Origin of the sequence: Leisingera sp. SS27 (genome assembly GCF_028368855.1) — a bacterium.
Classification (GTDB): domain Bacteria; phylum Pseudomonadota; class Alphaproteobacteria; order Rhodobacterales; family Rhodobacteraceae; genus Leisingera.
This window is the reverse complement of the sequence record NZ_JAQNCY010000010.1, coordinates 37,346-56,532: the sequence shown is the minus strand read 5'-3', so window position 1 is coordinate 56,532 and position 19,187 is coordinate 37,346. Positions and strand designations below refer to the sequence as shown.

The 19,187-nt window shown below is 65.2% G+C and carries 15 protein-coding genes; 11 read left to right on the top strand and 4 right to left on the bottom strand.

Annotation, left to right across the window (positions count from 1 at the left end; genetic code table 11):
* The first annotated feature begins 2 nt into the window (after positions 1 to 2).
* The 3 genes from N6L27_RS18035 (at position 3) to N6L27_RS18025 (ending at position 2,832) form a co-directional block, all read left to right on the top strand.
* A complete protein-coding gene (locus N6L27_RS18035) occupies positions 3 to 1,466 on the top strand; it encodes an aldehyde dehydrogenase (RefSeq protein ID WP_271908743.1) in 1,464 nt (487 codons plus the stop codon).
* Between the two features lie 181 nt (positions 1,467 to 1,647).
* Positions 1,648 to 1,854 carry a dodecin gene (locus tag N6L27_RS18030; protein ID WP_271908742.1) on the top strand — a complete coding sequence of 69 codons (207 nt, stop codon included), beginning with the start codon at positions 1,648 to 1,650 and terminating at the stop codon, positions 1,852 to 1,854.
* An 81-nt stretch (positions 1,855 to 1,935) separates the two neighbouring features.
* The gene (locus tag N6L27_RS18025) at positions 1,936 to 2,832 is read left to right on the top strand and encodes a complex I NDUFA9 subunit family protein (protein WP_271908741.1); all 897 of its coding nucleotides are present in this window, start codon (positions 1,936 to 1,938) and stop codon (positions 2,830 to 2,832) included.
* A 25-nt stretch (positions 2,833 to 2,857) separates the two neighbouring features.
* Here N6L27_RS18025 and N6L27_RS18020 read toward each other — a convergent pair whose 3' ends face one another.
* Positions 2,858 to 3,844 (bottom strand): GlxA family transcriptional regulator, encoded by a 987-nt coding sequence (locus N6L27_RS18020; protein ID WP_271908740.1) that lies wholly within the window; start codon positions 3,842 to 3,844, stop codon positions 2,858 to 2,860.
* A 117-nt stretch (positions 3,845 to 3,961) separates the two neighbouring features.
* On the opposite strand from N6L27_RS18020, the gene N6L27_RS18015 reads away from it, so the two are divergent.
* From N6L27_RS18015 to N6L27_RS18000, 4 genes are all read left to right on the top strand, one after another.
* Positions 3,962 to 5,908 carry an acetoacetate--CoA ligase gene (locus N6L27_RS18015; RefSeq protein ID WP_271908739.1) on the top strand — a complete coding sequence of 649 codons (1,947 nt, stop codon included), beginning with the start codon at positions 3,962 to 3,964 and terminating at the stop codon, positions 5,906 to 5,908.
* A gap of 18 nt (positions 5,909 to 5,926) precedes the next feature.
* Positions 5,927 to 6,844, top strand: coding sequence for a 3-keto-5-aminohexanoate cleavage protein (locus N6L27_RS18010; RefSeq protein ID WP_019294380.1), 918 nt, complete (start codon positions 5,927 to 5,929; stop codon positions 6,842 to 6,844).
* Positions 6,845 to 6,932: 88 nt separating this feature from the next.
* Entirely contained in the window at positions 6,933 to 8,354 is a 1,422-nt protein-coding gene (locus N6L27_RS18005) for a carnitine 3-dehydrogenase (protein ID WP_271908738.1), read from the top strand.
* Positions 8,355 to 8,584: 230 nt separating this feature from the next.
* The gene (locus tag N6L27_RS18000) at positions 8,585 to 10,276 is read left to right on the top strand and encodes a BCCT family transporter (protein WP_271908737.1); all 1,692 of its coding nucleotides are present in this window, start codon (positions 8,585 to 8,587) and stop codon (positions 10,274 to 10,276) included.
* 71 nt (positions 10,277 to 10,347) lie between these two features.
* Here N6L27_RS18000 and N6L27_RS17995 read toward each other — a convergent pair whose 3' ends face one another.
* The 3 genes from N6L27_RS17995 to N6L27_RS17985 form a co-directional block, all read right to left on the bottom strand.
* Positions 10,348 to 10,692 carry a RidA family protein gene (locus N6L27_RS17995; RefSeq protein WP_019297425.1) on the bottom strand — a complete coding sequence of 115 codons (345 nt, stop codon included), beginning with the start codon at positions 10,690 to 10,692 and terminating at the stop codon, positions 10,348 to 10,350.
* An 85-nt stretch (positions 10,693 to 10,777) separates the two neighbouring features.
* Positions 10,778 to 12,439: an acetolactate synthase large subunit gene (locus N6L27_RS17990; RefSeq protein ID WP_271908736.1), complete on the bottom strand. Its 1,662-nt coding sequence runs from the start codon at positions 12,437 to 12,439 to the stop codon at positions 10,778 to 10,780.
* 31 nt (positions 12,440 to 12,470) lie between these two features.
* Complete coding sequence (locus N6L27_RS17985) at positions 12,471 to 13,979, bottom strand: FMN-binding glutamate synthase family protein (protein ID WP_271908735.1); 1,509 nt, start codon at positions 13,977 to 13,979, stop codon at positions 12,471 to 12,473.
* Between the two features lie 300 nt (positions 13,980 to 14,279).
* On the opposite strand from N6L27_RS17985, the gene N6L27_RS17980 reads away from it, so the two are divergent.
* From N6L27_RS17980 to N6L27_RS17965, 4 genes are all read left to right on the top strand, one after another.
* Entirely contained in the window at positions 14,280 to 16,007 is a 1,728-nt protein-coding gene (locus tag N6L27_RS17980) for a sensor histidine kinase (RefSeq protein WP_271908734.1), read from the top strand.
* The gene (locus N6L27_RS17975; RefSeq protein ID WP_271908733.1) at positions 16,004 to 17,341 is read left to right on the top strand and encodes a sigma-54-dependent transcriptional regulator; all 1,338 of its coding nucleotides are present in this window, start codon (positions 16,004 to 16,006) and stop codon (positions 17,339 to 17,341) included. The genes N6L27_RS17980 and N6L27_RS17975 overlap by 4 nt, the downstream gene beginning before the upstream one ends.
* A gap of 125 nt (positions 17,342 to 17,466) precedes the next feature.
* Positions 17,467 to 18,477, top strand: a complete 1,011-nt coding sequence (locus N6L27_RS17970; protein ID WP_271908732.1) for a C4-dicarboxylate TRAP transporter substrate-binding protein — start codon at positions 17,467 to 17,469, stop codon at positions 18,475 to 18,477.
* A 73-nt stretch (positions 18,478 to 18,550) separates the two neighbouring features.
* A complete protein-coding gene (locus N6L27_RS17965) occupies positions 18,551 to 19,183 on the top strand; it encodes a TRAP transporter small permease (protein ID WP_260018885.1) in 633 nt (210 codons plus the stop codon).
* Positions 19,184 to 19,187: the final 4 nt, after the last annotated feature.

The following is a 19,187-nucleotide window of genomic DNA, read 5'->3' as shown; positions in this document are numbered from 1 at the left end:
AGATGCAGTCTTTCCAGCAGTATATCGGCGGCGCGTTTGAGGACGCAGTCGCCTCGTTCGAAAGCCTGGATCCCGCAACCGGTACGGCCTGGGCGCAGATGCCGGCCGCTTCCGCGTCTGATGTGGACAGGGCGGTGCGGGCTGCGGAGGCTGCGTTCTTCTCCCCCGAATGGGCGGGGATGACGGCCACCCAGCGCGGCAAGCTGCTGATGCGGCTGGCTGATCTGGTGGCAGAAAATGCCCCGCGGCTGGCAGAGCTGGAAACCCGCGACACCGGCAAGATCATCCGCGAGACCTCAGCCCAGATTGCCTATGTGTCCGAATATTACCGCTATTACGCGGGCCTGGCGGACAAGATCGAGGGCGCGCATCTGCCGATCGACAAGCCGGACATGGAGGTCTGGCTGCGGCGCGAGCCGGTGGGGGTGGTGGCCGCCATCGTGCCGTGGAATTCGCAGCTGTTTCTGTCGGCGGTGAAAATCGGCCCGGCGCTGGCGGCGGGCTGCACGGTGGTGCTGAAAGCCTCGGAAGAAGGTCCGGCGCCGATGCTGGAGTTTGCCCGGATCTTTGATCAGGCGGGCTTTCCGCCCGGCGTGCTGAACGTGATCACCGGCGGGCCGGAGGCCGGTGCCGCGCTGACCAGCCACGCGAGCGTCGCCCATGTGGCCTTTACCGGCGGGCCGGAAACCGCGCGCCATATCGTGCGCAATTCGGCGGAGAACCTCGCCTCCACCTCGCTGGAGTTGGGCGGCAAGTCGCCTTTCATCGTGTTTGACGACGCCGATCTGGAAAGTGCGGTGAATGCGCAGGTCTCCGGCATATTCGCTGCCACAGGGCAAAGCTGCGTCGCGGGATCGCGGCTGGTGATCCAGAAGGGGATCAAGGATGCCTTCCTTCAGCGGCTGAAGGAGAAGGCCGAAGCGGTGGTGATCGGCGCGCCGGATGACATGGCAACCGAGGTCGGACCGCTTTGCACCCTGAAACAGCGCGACCATGCGCTGCGGCTGATCGAAGCTTCGGTTGCCGCAGGTGCCAAGCTGGTTACTGGCGGCGCCGTGCCGAAGGGGCAGGGGTTCTTCTTCCCGCCAACGGTGCTCGATTGTTCCGCCGCGCCGGAGGCGCCTTGCCTGTCGAACGAATTCTTCGGCCCGGTGCTGTCGGTGGTGGAGTTCGAGACCGAGGCTGAGGCGATGGAAATCGCCAACAACACGGCTTTTGGCCTCGCTTCGGGGGTGTTCACCCGGAACCTCAATCGCGCGCACCGGATGATCCGGGGCATCCGGGCGGGCATTGTCTGGGTCAACACCTACCGCGCGGTCAGCCCGATTGCCCCCTTTGGCGGCCACGGGCTGTCAGGACACGGGCGCGAGGGCGGGCTGCAGGCGGCGCTCGATTACACAAAGGTCAAGACCGTCTGGCTGCGCACCAGCGATGATCCGATCCCCGACCCCTTTGTGATGCGCTGATTTGCGCAGGCGGGAACGAGGGGGCTGCCTGCCCCCTCGCGCTCCCCCGGGGATATTTCCGGCCAGATGAAGAGGGGATCCACGCGTTGCAGCGGCGGAAACTCTGGACGCGGGCGCGGATCCGGTCACACTGGAGCCTGTACTGCGGCTGATCTGGCCGCAGAGTGTGTGGAGGTGTGTGATGAGTGACGCGGTTTACAAGACAGTGGATGTGGTGGGCAGTTCGCAGTCCAGCATTGAGGACGCAATCAGCGGGGCGATTGCCCGGGCGTCCAGGACCATTGACCACATCGGCTGGTTCGAGGTTGGAGAAATCCGCGGCCATGTCGAGGATGGCAAGGTTGCCCACTACCAGGTCGGCCTGAAGATCGGGTTCCGGCTGGATTGAGCCGGAAGAGCCGCAGGCGGGTGGCGCGGCGGTGCGGATGCGCTATCTGGAGGCGCAGATCCAAATTGGGAGCGTTTCCGGATGCAGATCAGCCCGCGCAGAGTGATCGTGCTGGGCGGCACGGGGTTCCTCGGCCGCCGGGTGGTGCGGCGTCTGCAGCAGCAGGGCTGCAGCGTCAGCGCGGGCACCCGTGCGCCCGGGGCGCTGCCGCCGCAGGAGTGGGAACCGGGGGTGGCGCAGGTGCAGACCGATCTGGCACAGCAGAGCGTCATGGCCCGTGCTCTCAGCGGTGCCGGGTGGGTGGTCAATTGCATCGGCTTTTACACGGAAACCCGGCAGCAGGATTTTCACAGCGTGCATGTGGAGGGCGCCCGCAGGGTTGCCCGGCTGGTGCGGCAGACCCCGGGCCAGCGGCTGATCCAAATCTCCGGCATCGGCGCCAGCCTGCATTCGTCCTCGGCCTATGTGCGGGCCAGGGCCGAGGGGGAGGCCGCGGTGCGCAGTGCCTGCCCGGATGCGGTGATCCTGCGGCCCAGCGTGATGTTCTGTGAGGGCGGCGTGTTCTTCGGGGATCTGCAGCGGCTTGCCGCGCAGCTGCCGGTGATCCCGCTGTTCGGCCGCGGCCAGACCCGGCTGCAGCCGGTCTGGGTGGAGGACGTGGCGGAAGCGGTGGCCCGTGTTCTGGAAGGCCCGCGGGCGCAGCGCAAGGTGTTTGAGCTGGGCGGGCCGGATGTGCTGGCCTACCGTGACATCCTGCAGCGGCTGGCCGCCCGGACCGGCCGCCGCCGCCTGCTGCTGCCGGTGCCGTTTGTTCTGTGGCGGATAGCAGCGGCGCTGCTGTCGCTGCTGCCCAGGCCTCCGGTTACCCCGGCACAGATCGCGCTGATGCGGCGCGACAATACCGTGGGCGAAGGGGTCGCAAGTTTTAGCGACCTTGGAATTGAGCCGCATTCACCGGTGGCCATGGGCCTCGTCTAAGGCCGCTGCCGGCCGGATGCCGTTTTCAGCCGCGCCCACTGCGGCCGGTCTTCTGCACCCAGGGTTTCTCCTGTCCCCGCGCCTCGCGGATGGTCCGGCCGAAATGCCCGCTGAACGACCGCCCCAGAGAGGAGGCAGAGGAAAACCCGCAGCGCAGGGCAATCTGCTCCAGGCTCAGATGGGTTTCCTCCGACAGGTAACGGGCGTGCTGGAGCCGCAGCATCTTGTAGTATTTGCCTGGCGTCATGCCGAGTTCCCGCTGGAAAGCCCGCGCCAGCGTGCGTTCGGACAGCGACACCCGACTGGCCAGCGCCGCCGTGCTTAGCGGGGTTTCGATGGTCTCTGCCATCAGGTTCGCCGCCTTCAGGATCTTGGGCGAGCCTTTCTGCTCCAGCCGCGCGGCGCCGCGGTTCAGCTCCGACTGGCGCGACGGGTCGTAGACAAACATGGTGGAGGCGCCAAAGGCGGCGGCGGAGCCGTAGAGATCCTGAATGAGGCTCAGCATCATGTCGAGCGCGGTGCTGGCGCCGCCGCAGGTCAGGAACGGGCCGGACCGGACAAACCGCGCGGTGGAAACATCGACCTTGGGGAAGGTCTCGGCAAAGGCGTCCAGCTCCTGCCAGTGGATCGTCGCGCTATGCCCGTCCAGCACGCCAGCGGCGGCCAGCAGCCAGGCGGCGGTATCCAGCGCCAGCACCCGCTCTGCCCGCCGCACCGCGTTGCGCAGCCGGGTCAGCAGCGCAGGCGTCACCTGTTCGCGCACGTGGTAGCCCGCAACCAGCACCAGGGTGCGGTTGCCCTGATCCTCGCTGAACGCCCCGTCGGGGGTAATCTGTAAGCCGCTGGAGCTGGTGACGGGCGCGCCATCCAGGGTGCTGACCCGCCAGCCGGCGACCTCCTGGCCGGAGTTCATCCGCACATCGCGCAGCGGCTCCATGGCGCTGGCCAGCACCATGTTGGAAAACCCGTCGAACAGCAGGAATTCGAATAGGGGCGGCTGATTTGGCGGCATTTGTCTGTTTTTTGACCGAAACTGTATAAGCGCAGCGTCAACTCCTGCGCTAATCACGCAGGAAGTCAAGAACCTTGACGATCCGCCGACGCCCGCTCTCTAACCACTGATATCCCCATGACCACTGCGCCTCTTCTCTGGCAGCCGGATCTTTCGGCGCGCCGCAAACCCTTGCTGTCCGGCTTCATGGCACAGGCTTCTGCGATTGCCGGAACACCGCTGGACAGTTTTGCCGCTCTGCACGCCTGGTCGGTTGCGCAGCCGCAGGACTTCTGGCCGCTGGCCTGGGAGTTCTGCGGTCTGATGGGGGATCAGGGCATAGTGCCGCTGCTGTCCGATCAGGACCCGATGCAGGTGCGTTTCTTCCCCGGGGCGGAGATGAACGTCGTGGAGACATTCCTGAAGAACGCTGACGGGCGCGAGGCGATTGTTTTTATTGGGGAGGACGGCCGCCGCATGGCCTGGACCCGCGCCGAACTGAAGCGCGAGGTGGAAATGCTCGCTGCCGCCCTGCGGGAGGCCGGGATCGGGGCGGGTGATCACGTCGCGGGCTATGTCCCGAACATGCCGCAGACCGTTGCGGCGATGCTGGCCGCGGCCTCGCTGGGGGCGGTTTGGTCATCCTGCGCGCCGGAAAGCGGGCCGGACGTGGTGGTTGACCGTTTCGGCCAGATCGAACCCAAGCTGATGTTTGCCGCCGACGGCTATTTCTACAACGGCAAGGTGTTTGAGACCCGCGCCGCCATTACAGAGGTTGCCGCCCGGGTGCCTTCGATTCAGCAGATCGTGGTCTGGCCTTATGCAAGCGATGCCGCGGATTTGCCGGAGGGCACGACCGCCTATGAAGCTTTCAAACAGGCGGACGCCCCGGCACTGGACTGCCGTCCGATGGGCTTTCGCGACCCGCTCTACGTGATGTTCTCCTCCGGCACCACCGGCAAGCCCAAGTGCATTGAGCATTCCGGTGGCGGCACCCTCTTGCGGATGCTGGTGGAGCAGCAGCTGCACTGCGACCTGCGCCCGGGCGATCGGATGTTCTATTACACCACCTGCAACTGGATGATGTGGAACTGGCAGGTGGCGGCGCTGGCCTCCGAGGCCGTGATCGTGCTGTTTGACGGCAATCCGATGTATCCGGGCATGCGCCGGCTGTTTGACCTGGCCGAGGCGGAGAAGGTCACGCATTTCGGTATTTCCGCCAAATACATCGATGCCTCGCTGAAGCGCCGCAACCGGCCTGCGGACAGTCATGACCTGGCTGCGCTGCGGGTGGTTCTGTCCACCGGCTCGCCGCTGTCGCCCGAGGGCTTTGCCCATGTCTATGCCGACTGGAAGGCAGATGTGCAGCTGGCCTCGATCTGCGGCGGCACCGATATTCTGGGCTGTTTCATTGGCGGCTGCCCGCTGCTGCCGGTGCATCAGGGTGAGATTCAGGCGCCGGTGCTGGGGCTGGATGTGGCAACCCTGAACGATCAGGGTGAACCGGTTGAAGGTGTGGCGGGCGAGCTGGTCTGCCGCAATGCGCATCCGTCGATGCCGACGCGCTTCCTGAACGACCCCGGCAATGCCCGCTATCGCGCCAGCTATTTCGAGACCTATCCGGATATCTGGCGGCAGGGCGACTTCACCATCCGCACGGAGCACGGCGGCTATGTGGTGCTGGGCCGGTCGGACGCGACGCTGAACCCCGGTGGTGTGCGGATCGGCACGGCGGAGATCTACCGGCAGCTCGACAAGATCGGCGAGGTCGCGGATGCGGTGGTGGTGGGCCAGAGCATCGACAACGACGTGCGGGTGGTGCTGTTTGTTGTTCCCGCCGAAGGTGCAGCACTGGACGACGGGCTAAGCACAAGGATCAAAACGGAAATCCGCAGTAACGCCTCGCCGCGCCATGTGCCCGCCAAGATCATCGCCGTCACTGACATCCCGCGCACCAAATCCGGCAAGACCGCTGAGCTGGCGGTGCGGGACGTGGTGAACAAACACCCTGTCCGCAACCTCTCCGGCCTCGCCAATCCGCAGGCGCTGGCGCTGTTTGCGGATCACCCTGAACTGCAAGCTTAACCCCAAAGGAGCGAGACCATGCCCCTGACCATGAACCGAGACGTCTTCATCACTGCCGCCGTGACCGGCTCTGGCGGCACCCAGGACAAATCCCCCCATGTGCCGCGCTCGCCCAAGCAGATTGCCGAGTCCGCGATTGCTGCCGCCAAGGCAGGCGCAGCTGTTGTGCATTGCCATGTGCGCGACCCGGAGACCGGTGCACCGTCCCGGAAACTTGAGTATTACCGGGAACTTACCGACCGCATCCGCGATTCCGAGGTGGACGTGGTGCTGAACCTGACCGCCGGCATGGGCGGCGACATCGTGTTCGGCTCGACCGAAGCTCCGCTGCCGGTCAATGAGGCGGCCACCGACATGATCGGCGCCACTGAGCGGATGGCCCATATCGCTGAATGCCTGCCGGAAATCTGCACCCTCGACTGCGGCACAATGAACTTTGCCGAAGCCGATTACGTGATGACCAACACGCCCGGCATGCTGCGGGCCATGGGTCAGATGATGACCGATCTGGGTGTGAAGCCGGAGATCGAAGCCTTTGACACCGGCCACCTGTGGTTTGCCAAGCAGTTGGTGAAAGAGGGAATTCTGGAGCCGAACGCCTTGGTGCAGCTGTGCATGGGCGTGCCGTGGGGCGCGCCGAACGACCTCAACACCTTCATGGCGATGGTCAACAATGTGCCGTCGGATTGGACCTGGTCGGCGTTCTCCCTTGGCCGCGATCAGATGCCCTATGCGGCGCAGTCGGTGCTGGCGGGCGGCAACGTGCGGGTCGGCCTTGAGGACAACCTGTTCCTGGACAAGGGCGTGCTGGCCACCAACGCGCAGCTGGTGGAGCGCGCGGTCGGCGTGATCGAGGGCATGGGCGCCCGGATCATCGGCCCGGAGGCGGTCCGCGAGAAGCTGGGCCTGACCAAGCGCGCGCCGGTGGCGAAGTAAGCCGAAATGCGGGGGTGCCATGCGTGCACCCCCTGTACACCCCCTGTGCACCGGCGGGCGCACCGGGAGGGCGATCAGAGGATAGATCATGAAAACAGCAGCAATCATCGGCGGCGGGGTTATCGGCGGCGGCTGGGCCGCGCGGTTCCTTTTGAACGGCTGGAATGTGCGGGTGTTCGACCCGGACCCGGAAGCGGAGCGCAAGATCGGCGAAGTGCTGGCCAACGCCCGCCGCTCCTTGCCGTCGCTTTATGACAAGGCGCTGCCGGCCGAGGGTGAACTGACCTTCCACGCGGACATGGCCGAGGCGGTGGCAGATGCTGCCTGGATCCAGGAAAGCGTGCCGGAGCGTCTGGAGCTGAAACACAAGATCCACGCGCAGATCCAGGCGCATGCGCCGGCGGCCGCGGTGATCGGCTCTTCTACCAGCGGCTTCAAGCCCTCGGAACTGAATGCCGAAGGCGCTCGCGCCGTGGTGGCGCATCCGTTCAACCCGGTTTACCTGCTGCCGCTGGTCGAGCTGGTGGGCGATGCTGAGACCTGTGCGCAAGCCGCAGATTTGCTGCGCGAGGTGGGGATGTACCCGCTGACCGTGCGCAAGGAGATCGACGCGCATATCGCCGACCGTCTGCTGGAAGCGGTCTGGCGCGAGGGGCTGTGGCTGATCAAGGACGGCATCTGCACCACCGAGGAGCTGGACGAGTCGATCCGCATGGGTTTTGGCCTCAGGTGGGCGCAGATGGGCCTGTTTGAGACCTACCGGATTGCCGGCGGCGAAGCGGGCATGAAGCATTTCATGGCGCAGTTCGGCCCGGCGCTGGAATGGCCCTGGACCAAGCTGATGGATGTGCCCGAGTTCACCGAGGAACTGGTCGACCTGATCGCGGGCCAGTCGGACGCGCAATCGGGCCATATGCCGATCCGCGAACTGGAGCGGCTGCGCGATGACAACCTGGTCGGCATGATGCGGGCGCTGAAGAAATCCGGCAGCGGTGCCGGCGGTGTCATCAACACCCATGAGGCAATGCTGCCCGTGCCGGACGCGGTGGAGCTGCCGGTCACCGTCAGCCGCCCGGTGCCGCAGAGCTGGACCGACTACAACGGCCACATGAACGAGGCGCATTACACCGAGGCCTCGGCCCAGGCGACCGACCGGTTCATGGAGATGATCGGATGCGACGCCGCGTACATCGCCGCGGGCGGCAGCTATTTCACGGTCGAGAACCACGTGCGCTTCCTGGATGAGCTGCACGAGGGTGATGCGCTGACCGTGACCACCCAGGTGCTGCAAGGCGAAGGCAAGAAGATGCATCTGTTCCACCGCTTGCATGGCCCCGAGGGCAAGCTGGCGGCGACGGTGGAAACGCTGCTGTTGCACATGGATCTGACCGCGCGCGGCACTTCGCTGCCGTCGCCGGAGGTGGCGGACAAGCTGGCGTCCTTTGCCGCGGCGCACGCAGGCCTGCCGCTGCCCGAAGGCGCCGGGCGCCACGTGGGCCAGCGCGGATAACTTGGAAACCCGGCGGCTCGCGCGCCGCCGGGTTTCTCTTTGCGGGCCGGGTCTCCTCCCCGATCCGGTCCGCTTTTTTGAAGGTGTGCTGCCCGTCACCACGGCAGCGGGGAGGGCCAAGCCGGAGCGCCGGGCCATCGGGAGGGCTTCATCCCGCCGCGTGCTCCGCTCAGCTTTCCGCGGCTGGAGGGCCCCGGCGCTGAGGCATCAGAAACAATTGGGAGGACCAAATGTCTGAAGACAGTTCCAACAGCCACCTGGTGGCGAAATCCGGATTCTTTACCGGCCTTCACCCGGGGATGAGCATTGCCGCCAAGGGCATGATCGCCGCCTTTGTGATCTTTACGGTCATGAACGTTGAGTTTGCCGGAGGCCTTTACAAGTCGATCCGCAGCTGGATCGAAAACGGGCTCAGCTTCTATTACATCACCCTGTTTTCCATCGGGCTTTTTGTCTGCTTCTGGCTGATGTTCTCGCGTTTCGGCAAGATCCGCCTAGGGGACGACGACTCGCGTCCCGAGTTCAGCAACTTCAGCTGGTTCTCGATGCTGTTTTCCGCAGGCATCGGCATCGGCATCCTGTTCTTTGGCGTGGCCGAACCGATTTTCTACTTCGACAACTCCGAAGTCTGGGGCTATCCCAACAATCCCCATGCCGAACTGGCAGGCCATTCGGCGATGGACATGCAGCGGGCGGTGGACGCGATGCGCGTGACCTTCTTTCACTGGGGGTTCCACGGCTGGGCGTTCTACGTGCTGGTTGGTCTGAGCCTGGCGTATTTCGGGTTCCGCAAGAAGCTGCCGCTGACGCTGCGGTCGGCGCTGTATCCGCTGATCGGCGAGCGGATCTATGGCCCCTGGGGGCACGCGGTGGACCTTCTGGCGGTGTTCGGCACGGTGTTTGGCGTCGCCACCTCGCTGGGGCTGGGCGTCAGCCAGATGGCTGCGGGCCTGAACCATCTGTTCGGTATTGATCCCGGCATCGGGACCAAGCTGGTTCTGATCGCGGTTGTTTCTGTGATCGCAACGATTTCCGCGGTGTCCGGTGTTGGCAAGGGTATCCGCATCCTGTCGGAATGGAACATCTGGCTGTCGATCGTTCTGCTGGCGGCCTTTGTCCTCTTCGGCCCGTTCCAGTGGCTGATGGGCCTGTTCGTGACCACGGTCGGGAGCTATGTTGCCAGCTTCGTTCCGATGGGGTTCTGGACTGCGACCGAAGGCCCGGATGTGGCCTGGCAGGGCGGCTGGACGATCTTTTACTGGGGCTGGTGGATTTCCTGGTCACCGTTTGTCGGCGTGTTCATTGCCCGCATTTCGCGCGGCCGGACCATTCGCGAATTCATGGTCGGCGTGATGTTTGTTCCCACCACCATCGCGTTCTTCTGGCTGTGTATGTTCGGCGGCAACGCGATCTGGCAGGAGCTGCACATGGGGTCCGGTGTGGCCTCGGCTGATGGGGCGGGCATCATCCAGACCGTGCGCGACTGGAACCTGCCGAATGCGCTGTTCGGGACCATCGACAACATCGGCGCCACCAGCTGGATGGGTGACATGAGCTGGGTCAGCTGGCCGATGTCGCTGCTGGCGACGTTCCTGTTGTTCTCGTGGTTCATCACCTCGTCCGACTCCGGCACACTGGTGATCACCACCATGCTGTCGATGGGCGACGACAACCCGCCCAAGAAGTTCCGCATCATCTGGGGGCTGGGCGAAGGCGTGGTGGCGGCGGCGCTCTTGCTGGCCGGGGGGCTTGGCGCCCTGCAGACGGCGTCCATTGCGGCGGCTTTCCCGATTTCCTTTGTGCTGATCGCGATGATCTGGGGCTTGCTGAAATCGCTGCACGACGATCCTTCGGCGTCACCGATCTCAGTTGAGACGATGGCACCGGACGGAACCCGGATAAAGCAGGACCTGCACGCCTGAGGCACGCAAGGTTTCCGTAAAAGGAAAGCGCCGGGCTGGAGAGGCCCGGCGCTGTTTATTTTGATTGCGGATCAGTCGCAGGCGGCGGTGACGATGATCTCGACCTTCAGGATCTCGCGGGCCAGTTTGGCCTCGCCGCAGGCGCGGGCGGGGGCGTGGCCTTCGGGGACCCAGGCGTTCCAGACCTCGTTCAGCTCTGCGAAATAGGACATGTCGGAGAGCCAGATCACGGTCTGCAGCAGGCGGGTCTTGTCGCTGCCGGCCTCGGCCAGCAGGGCGTCGACCTTGGCGAGGATCTCGCGGGTCTGCTCGGCGGCGGTTTCGGCCTCGGACACCTGGCCGCTGAGGTAGACGACGCCGTTGTGCTTGACGATCTTGCTGGAGCGGGCGGTGGTGCCGATGCGGGTGATGGTCATGGGTTTTGCCTTTCCTTGCGTAAGCTGCCGCGGTCATAGCGGCCGCGGCAGCCGGGGGAAAGGGCAGGCCGTTAGATCAGGCCACTTATATGAGGCAGGTCTTTGCAGACAGCTCATCAATCAGCACCCGCTGGTTTTCGCTGTAATCGACCGGCACGTCGATCAGATGCACGCCGCCTGCGGCAAAGGCGGCCTCGAACGTTGTGACCAGATCTTCGGTCCGTTCGATCCGGTGGCCGGTGGCGCCGTAGCTGGCGGCGTATTGCACGAAATCGGGGTTGTTGAATTCCAGCCCCCAGTCGGCAAAGCCGACATGCGCCTGTTTCCAGCGGATCATGCCATAGGAACTGTCGTTCAGCACTGTGACCACGAGGTTGAGGCCCAGCCGCACCGCGGTTTCCAGCTCCTGGCTGTTCATCATGAAGCCGCCGTCGCCGCAGATCGCCATCACCCGGCGGTCAGGGTTCAGAAGTGCGGCCATCATAGCCGAGGGCAGGCCCGCGCCCATGGTTGCCAGCGCGTTGTCCAGCAGAACGGTGTTGGGGTGATAGGCCTTGTAGTTGCGGGCATACCAGATCTTGTAGATGCCATTGTCGAGCGCGATGATATCGTTTTCGCCCATTACTTTGCGGGTGTCCGAAACCAGCCGCTGCGGGATCACCGGGAAGCGCGGATCATCGGCGCCCTCGGCGATGTGGCTGTCGGTTTCCGCCTTCATGCGCTGGAAAAAGCTGCGGTCAAAGTCCAGCGGTCCGCCGAGAATATCTCCCAGCCGGGTGATCGATCCTTCCAGGTCGCCCACCACCTCGGCTTGCGGGAAATAGACCTGATCGACCTGCGCCGCCTTGTAGTTCACATGGATCACCCTGGTGCCGCCCTCGGTCATGAAGAAGGGCGGTTTTTCGACCACGTCGTGGCCCACGTTGATGATCAGATCGGCGCGTTCGATGGCGCAGTGGAGGTAGTCGCCGTCCGACAGCGCAGCGGTGCCGAGGAAGAGGTCCGAGCTTTCGTCGACCACCCCCTTGCCCATCTGGGTGTTGAAGAAGGGGATCTGCACCTTCTCGATGAAGTCACAGAGTGCCGCGCGCGCCTTGCGGCGGTTGGCGCCGGCGCCGACCAGCACCAGCGGCATCTTTGCGGCGCGGATCATGTCAGCCGCTTCGGCCAGAACGGCCTCGTCCGGCACAGCATAGTGGCGCTGGTGGGGGGGAATGACAGAGGCATCGGTCTCCTCTGCCGCGATGTCCTCGGGCAGTTCCAGCAGCACCGCGCCGGGGCGTTCCTCTTCCGCGACCCGGAAGGCTTCGCGGATCAGGGCGGGGATGGTGTTGCCGTGCACGATCTGGTGCGACATCTTGCAGACCGGATCAAACAGGCCCACCACGTCGATGATCTGGAACCGGCCCTGTTTCGACTTCTTGATCGGTTTCTGCCCCGTGATCATGATCAGCGGCATCGCCCCCAGATGGGCATAGGCCGCAGGCGTGGCCAGGTTGGTGGCGCCGGGGCCAAGGGTGGCCATGCAGACGCCCGGCTTGCCGGTGAGGCGGCCATAGGTTGCTGCCATGAAACCGGCGCCCTGTTCATGCCGGGTCAGCACCAGTTTGATCTTGGAGGTGCGCAGGGACTCCAGCAGATCAAGGTTTTCCTCCCCCGGGACGCCAAAGACGTATTCGACGCCTTCAGCCTCCAGCGCGGCCACAAGAAGGTCGGAAGCTTTGGCGGGGCGGTCAGAATCTGGCATGGAGTCTCCTTTGGTTTTTCAGGCGGGCGGGTTATTGCGCGGCGTGCTGCTGGGCCTGTTCCGGGTAAAGCTCAGCCATGGACACGGACCGCCCGCTGTCCTGCACAATCCGCGCGTGGCAGCGGCGCAAAAGCCGCGGTTCGGCGGCGCCGCAGCTGTGGGCGAGGACGGTCACCTCCTTGAGCATGTTCTTGGCGTAAGAGGCGACCCGTTCCGCCTTGTCGGCGGGGTCGAGGCCGAACTGCAGCTTGGGGTTATGGGTGGTGATGCCGGTGGGGCAGGTATTCTTGTTGCACTGCAGCGCCTGGATGCAGCCGAGCGCAAACATGAAGCCGCGCGCCGAGTTGACGAAATCGGCGCCGGCGCAGAAGGCCCAGGCGACCTCTGACGGGTTGACGAGCTTGCCGCTGGCGCAGACCTTGATGCGCTGGCGCAAGCCATAACGGGTCAGCACATCCACCGCCTTGGGCAGGCTTTCGCGCAGGGGCATGCCCATGTTGTCGATCAGGCTCATCGGGGCGGCGCCGGTGCCGCCGTCGGCGCTGTCGATGGTGATGAAATCCGGCGCGCTGGCCGCGCCGCGGGACAGGATTTCCTGGCAGAGACCATCAAGGAAACCATGGGCGCCGAGCACGGCCTTGAAGCCAACCGGCTTGCCCGTCACCTCGCGCACATAGGCGATCATGTCCAGAAGCTCGCCCACATTGGAGGCTTCGGGGTGGCGGTTGGGGCTGATGGCGTCCTCGCCCGGTGTCAGCCCGCGGATGGCCGCGATTTCCTCAGTCACCTTGGCGCCGGGCAGGATGCCGCCCTTGCCGGGCTTGGCGCCCTGGCTGAGCTTCAGTTCGAACATGCGGACGGTTTCATGGGCGGCGACGGCGCGCAGCTTGTCTTCGTCAAAGCCGCCCTCGGGCTTGCGCACGCCGAACTTGCCGGTGCCGATCTGGAAGACGATGTCGCAGCCGCCCTCCAGATGGTAGGGCGACAGCCCGCCTTCGCCGGTGTTGAGCCAGATGCCGGCCTTTTTGGCGCCGCGTGACAGGGCGCGGACGGCAGGCACCGAAATGGCACCGAAGCTCATGCCGGAGATGTTGAAGATCGACGAGGTGGTGTAGGGCGTGCGGGCGTAGGGGCCGATGGTGACTTCGGCAGGCGGGGTTGTGCCGTGTTCCAGGTTCGGGAAGGGGGCGTTGGCGAAATAGACGGTTCCGGCAGGTCTGAGATCGCGGGTGGAGCCGAAGGCGACGGTGGAGTCCACGTTCTTGGCGGCGCGGTAGACCCAGGAGCGCTCAGCCCGGTTGAACGGCATCTCCTCGCGGTCCAGCGCAAAGAAATACTGGCGGAAGAACTCGCCCAGATGCTCGAACAGGTAGCGGAAGCGGGCGATCACCGGGTAGTTGCGGCGCAGGGAGCTGGCGGTCTGGGTCTTGTCGCGGATGTAGATCACGATCACCCACAGGATGCCGGCGCCGATGGCGAAGATGAAGGCATAGGACAGGATTTCGAGCAGCGCCAGGACGGTGCTGGATATCTGGGACATGGTTTCCTTCGCTCCTTTGCGGCCGGGCGGCCCGGCCCTGGCATTATTTTGTTCAAGACTGCGCCAAAGCGGCTGAAATTGCAGCCGCGGGGCGGTCACATCCTCGGGAGCCGCAGCGGCGGCGTGCAGAGCGCTGTCCCAGGATGTAACGTGCCGCCGCCCGGAAAGGTTCCGTCCGGCGCAGGGATTGTTTCCGGAGTGTGCGGCAGGCGCGCGGAAGTTGTCCAGCCTTGAGAGCGGCGGGTGCCTGTGGGCCACTAATGTCTTGCCATGGCGTGTTTTTGCGGCCTATCGACGGGAATGCGCCTGATCCCGTTCCTGATATCCCTTGTGGTGACGATTGCTGTCGCGGCCGGAGTATTCCGGGTGTCCAGCGCCTATTTCCGCTCGGAGGAGGTGTCCAAGGCCGAAGGGCCGCTGTCGCTTTATCAAAGTTCTGTCGTTGCGGAACTGGAGCGGTTTTCCCATCTGACGCATGTGCTGGCGCGGGATGCCGCGGTCATCGGAACGGCCGCCGGTGCAGACACAGGCGCGCTGAACCTGCGGCTGGAGGACTTTGCCGCCAAGGCGGGGCTGGATGCAATTTACCTGATGGATACGTCCGGGGTTGCCATCGCGGCCTCCAATTTCCGGCAGCCGGGCAGTTTCGTCGGGCAGAGCTATGCGTTCCGGCCTTATTTCCAGCAGGCCCTGCAAGGCGGGCAGGGGCGGTTTTATGCCATCGGCACCACCACTGGCCTGCCGGGGTATTTCATCGCGGATGCGGTGCGCGGCCCGGAGGGAACGCTGGCGGGCGTCATCGCGATCAAGATCGGCTTTCAGCCGCTGGAGCAGAGCTGGAGCGGATCGGGGGAGCAGGTCTTGATGGCCAATGAAGACGGGGTTGTGCTGCTGGCCTCTGACCCCGCTTGGCGGTACCGGGTGATGGCGCCGTTGACCGCAGGGCAGCGGCAGCGGATCCAGGCGGCCCGGCAGTTTCCGGGCCAGGCGCTGGAACCGCTGGACTGGCAGGCGGGCGAGGGGCCGCGTGCGGTAATATCCGGGCGGGAGCAGATCCACCTGACAGCAGATATTCCGCCGCACGGATGGACCCTGCATTACTTTGCCAGCGGCGACCGGGCGGTGGCGCGCAGCTGGCTGGTCACCTCGCTGGTTGGATTTGCTGCCGGACTGGCGCTGATCCTGTTCCAGGTGCAGCGGGCGCGCCGGATCGGCGCCGCGCTGGCGCGGGCTGAGCGGGAGGAGGCGCAGCTGCGCCGGGCCAATGAATTGCTTGCGGGCGAGATCGAGGACCGCCGCGTGGCGGAACGGCGGCTGAAGCGCACCCAGGATGAGCTGGAGCGCACCAGCCGTCTGGCCGCCCTAGGCAGGCTGGCCGCCTCGGTGACGCATGAGCTGGGCCAGCCGATTGCGGCCATGCGGAACCATCTGGTTGCCGCGGAAATCGCCCCGGACAATTCTGCTGCGCTGCCTTCCAGGATCGGCGCACTGGTGGACCGGATGGAGGGGATCACCCGGCAGCTCAAGTTCTTTGCAACCCCGGACGCAGAGGTTCAGGCCGCGGTTGACCTGAACGCCGCGATGCGCGCCTCTGCCGCGCTTGTGGCCCCCAATCTGGAGGAGGCGGGGGCCGAACTGCGGCTGGATCTGTGCCCCGGACCGGTCAGCGTGCAGGGCAGCCGGCTGCGGATTGAGCAGGTGATGACCAACCTGCTGCGCAATGCCGTTGACGCCAGCGAGGACAGCGCGGCGCCGCTGATCGTGGCGCGCACCGGCGCTGCGGAGGGCGAGGCCTGGTTTGATATCAAGGACAACGGCCATGGCCTGGGGGCCGCGACGCTGGCTGACTTGCAGGAGCCCTTTGTCACCACCCGCGAAAGCGGGCGGGGCATGGGCTTGGGCTTGGCGATCTCTGCCGGTATCGTGCAGGATCACGGCGGCGCGATGACGGCTCGCAACAGGGAGGCGGGCGGTGCGGTGTTCCGGGTCGTGTTTCCGGTCCGGCCAGCAGAGGAAGATCAGCCATGAGCAGCGCGAGGCCCTTCAGCATTCTGGTCATTGATGACGACAAGGCGATGCGCCAGTCGGTGGCGGAACTGCTGGAGGCCGCGGGCTGGCAGGTCACCGCGGCGGCCCGGGCGGCGGCGGGGCTGGAGCGGCTGGCGGAGCTGCAGCCGGATGTCATCCTGTCCGATGTGCGGATGCCCGGCATGTCCGGGCTGGACCTGCTGGCCGCGCTGCAACCTGCCGCGCCGCCGCTGGTGCTGATTTCCGCCCATGGTGACATTCCGATGGCGGTGAAGGCTATGCAGGACGGGGCCTACAGTTTCGTCGAAAAGCCCTATGAGCCGCGCCGCCTGCTGGCGATCCTGCGCCACGCCGCCGAACAGCACCGGATGCAGCAAAGCAACGCGCGGCTGAAGGCGCGGCTGTTTGCGCTGTCGGGGCTGGACCGGCTGCTGCTGGGACAGTCGGCGCCGGTGGTTCAGCTGCGCCAGGGCATTCTGGACCTTGCGGAGACCGGAACCACGGTTCTGATCGAGGGCGAGACCGGCACCGGCAAGGAGCTGGTCGCGCGTGCGCTGCATGATCTGGGTCCAAATGCCGATGCGCCGTTTCTGGCGCTGAACTGCGCCGCGCTGTCGCCCGCCACCTTTGAAGCGGAAATGTTCGGCACCGAAGGCGGGTCCGGCGGGCGGCTGCTGGCGGCCTCGGGGGGCACGCTGTTTCTGGATGAGGTCTGTTCTTGCCCCATGGAAGTCCAGGCCAAGCTGCTGCGGGTGATCGAAGACAAGCAGATCCTGCCCGCAGGCGGCCAGTGGCCGGTGCCGGTCAGCTTCCGCGTGGTCTCAGCCACCAATGAGGACGTTGGATTGGCGGTGCAGGAGAACCGGCTGCGCAAGGATCTGTTGTTCCGCCTGAATACCATGGTGCTGACCCTGCCGCCGCTGCGCCAGCGCCGTGATGACCTGATGCTGCTGGCAGCGCATTTCCTGGCGCATTTTGCGCAGCTTTACGAAACCGCTGTGCCGGACATCTCTCAGGATGATCTGACCGCGCTGCTGGCGCATGATTGGCCGGGGAATGTGCGGGAGCTGCGCAGCGTCTGTGAGCGCCGGGTGCTGGCCGCGCGCCGCGGCGGCGGCACCATGGCGGACGCTATCCGCATGGATCAGCCCCTGGATGATGTGCCGGATACCCTGCGCGAGGCGGTGGCCGCGTTTGAGCGCGAACTGATCGGCAAGGCGGTGAAAGCCCATGAGGGCCGCATGGATGCCGCCGCCGAGGCGCTGGGGATCGGCCGCCGCACGCTGAACGAAAAGATCGTCAAGCTGGGCCTCGACAAGGACGCCCTTTTGTAGCGCGTGCACCCTGCGGAAATCCGCAGGGCCGCCCGCAGATGCCGCGCGGTTTCCTTCATAGGCAGGGCGCCTGCCGTCCCGGATACTCCCCCAATCATATCCGCATGTTTCTGGGAGGAGCACTGATGCGCACATATCTCAAGGGGGCCGCGCTGGCCGCCCTCACCGCTGCCTTTGGCACCGAAGCCCTGGCCACGGAATGGAACGTCTCGCTGTGGGGCAAACGCCGGGCCTTTACCGAACACGTCGAGAAACTGGCCGATCTGGTCTCTGAGAAAACCGGCGGCGAATTCACCCTGAACATCAGCTATGGCGGGCTCAGCAAGAACAAGGAGAACCTCGACGGTATCTCCATCGGGGCCTTTGAAATGGCGCAGTTCTGCGCCGGCTACCACCGCGACAAGAACCCGACGATCACCGTGCTGGAGCTGCCGTTCCTGGGCGTGACCTCGCTGGAGCAGGAAATCGCCGTTTCGCAGGCGGTCTACCAGCACCCTGCAGTGCAAAAGGATCTGGCGCGCTGGAACGCGACCCTGCTGATGCCCTCGCCGCTGCCGCAGTACAATCTGGTCGGCACCGGGGATGTGCCCGGCACGCTGAAGGACTTTGAAGGGCTGAGTGTGCGCGCAACCGGCGGTATCGGCAAGGCGATGGAAGCGGTGGGCGCAGTGCCCACCTCAATGTCGGCAACTGAGGTGCGCCAGGCGATGGACAGCGGCATCGTCAAGGCGGTCGCCTTTGCACCGCACGCGCATATGTCCTTTGGCACCATCGAAAACGGCACCTGGTGGACCACCAACCTGAACCCCGGCACGGTGAACTGCCCGGTGGTGGTGAACACCGATGCGCTGGACAACCTGTCCGATGAACACCGCGAAGCGCTTCTGGGTTCGGTGGATGAGGCGCTGGCCCATTACGTTGATTTCTACAAGTTCAACTCGCTGGACACCTGGGAGCCCGCGCTGGATGCCGCCCGCATTGAACTGGTGACCTTCCCGGATGCGGAAATCGCTGCCTTCAAGGAGGCCGCCGCGGCACCGGCGGCCCAGGCCTGGATCGAGGAAAACACGGCCCGCGGCCTGCCTGCGCAGGAACTTTACGACCTGGTGACAGGCCTGATCGCCGAGGGCAGCTGACCCTGCCGCGCACCCCGCAGCCGCTGGCTGCGGGGGCTTTTCCGTTTCCCCGAAAAACTGATGGAGTCCCGCCATGGCCGGCTCATCCCTCGTGCTGACAGACGGCAGCCGTCTCAGCGCGCTTGACCAGAACCTCTACCGCTTGGAAAAACCCCTTGCCCTGCTCAGCGGCCTGGCGGTGTTTTCCCTGATGCTGCTGGCCGTTGGCTCTGTCGGCGGGCGCAATTTGTTCAACAGCCCGCTGCCGGGGTACGTGGACTGGATCGAGCAGGCGATGCCGCTGATTGCCTTCATGGGCATTTCGTTCACCCAGCGCGATGGCGGCCATATCCGCATGGATATGCTGGTGGGTGCCCTGAAGGGCCGGGCGCTGTATCTGGCCGAGTTTCTGACCACCGCCGCTGTGCTTATCCTGATGCTGCTGATGGTCTGGGGCAGCTGGGCGCATTTTCAGCGCAGTTTCGACTTTGCCGCGCCGTGGTGGAGCGCCGACAGCTCGATGGATATCTCGCTGCCGCTCTGGCCTGCGAAACTGCTGGCGCCGGTGGCGTTCAGCGTGCTGTGCCTGCGCCTGTCGCTGCAGCTCTGGGCCTATGGGCGGGCCTTTCGCAGCGGCACAGACCACCCCGTTGCCGTCCCGATGATTGCCGATGCCGCCACCCAGGCAGCGATGGAGGCGGATCACGTCTCCGGCCACGACAGCTGAGGAA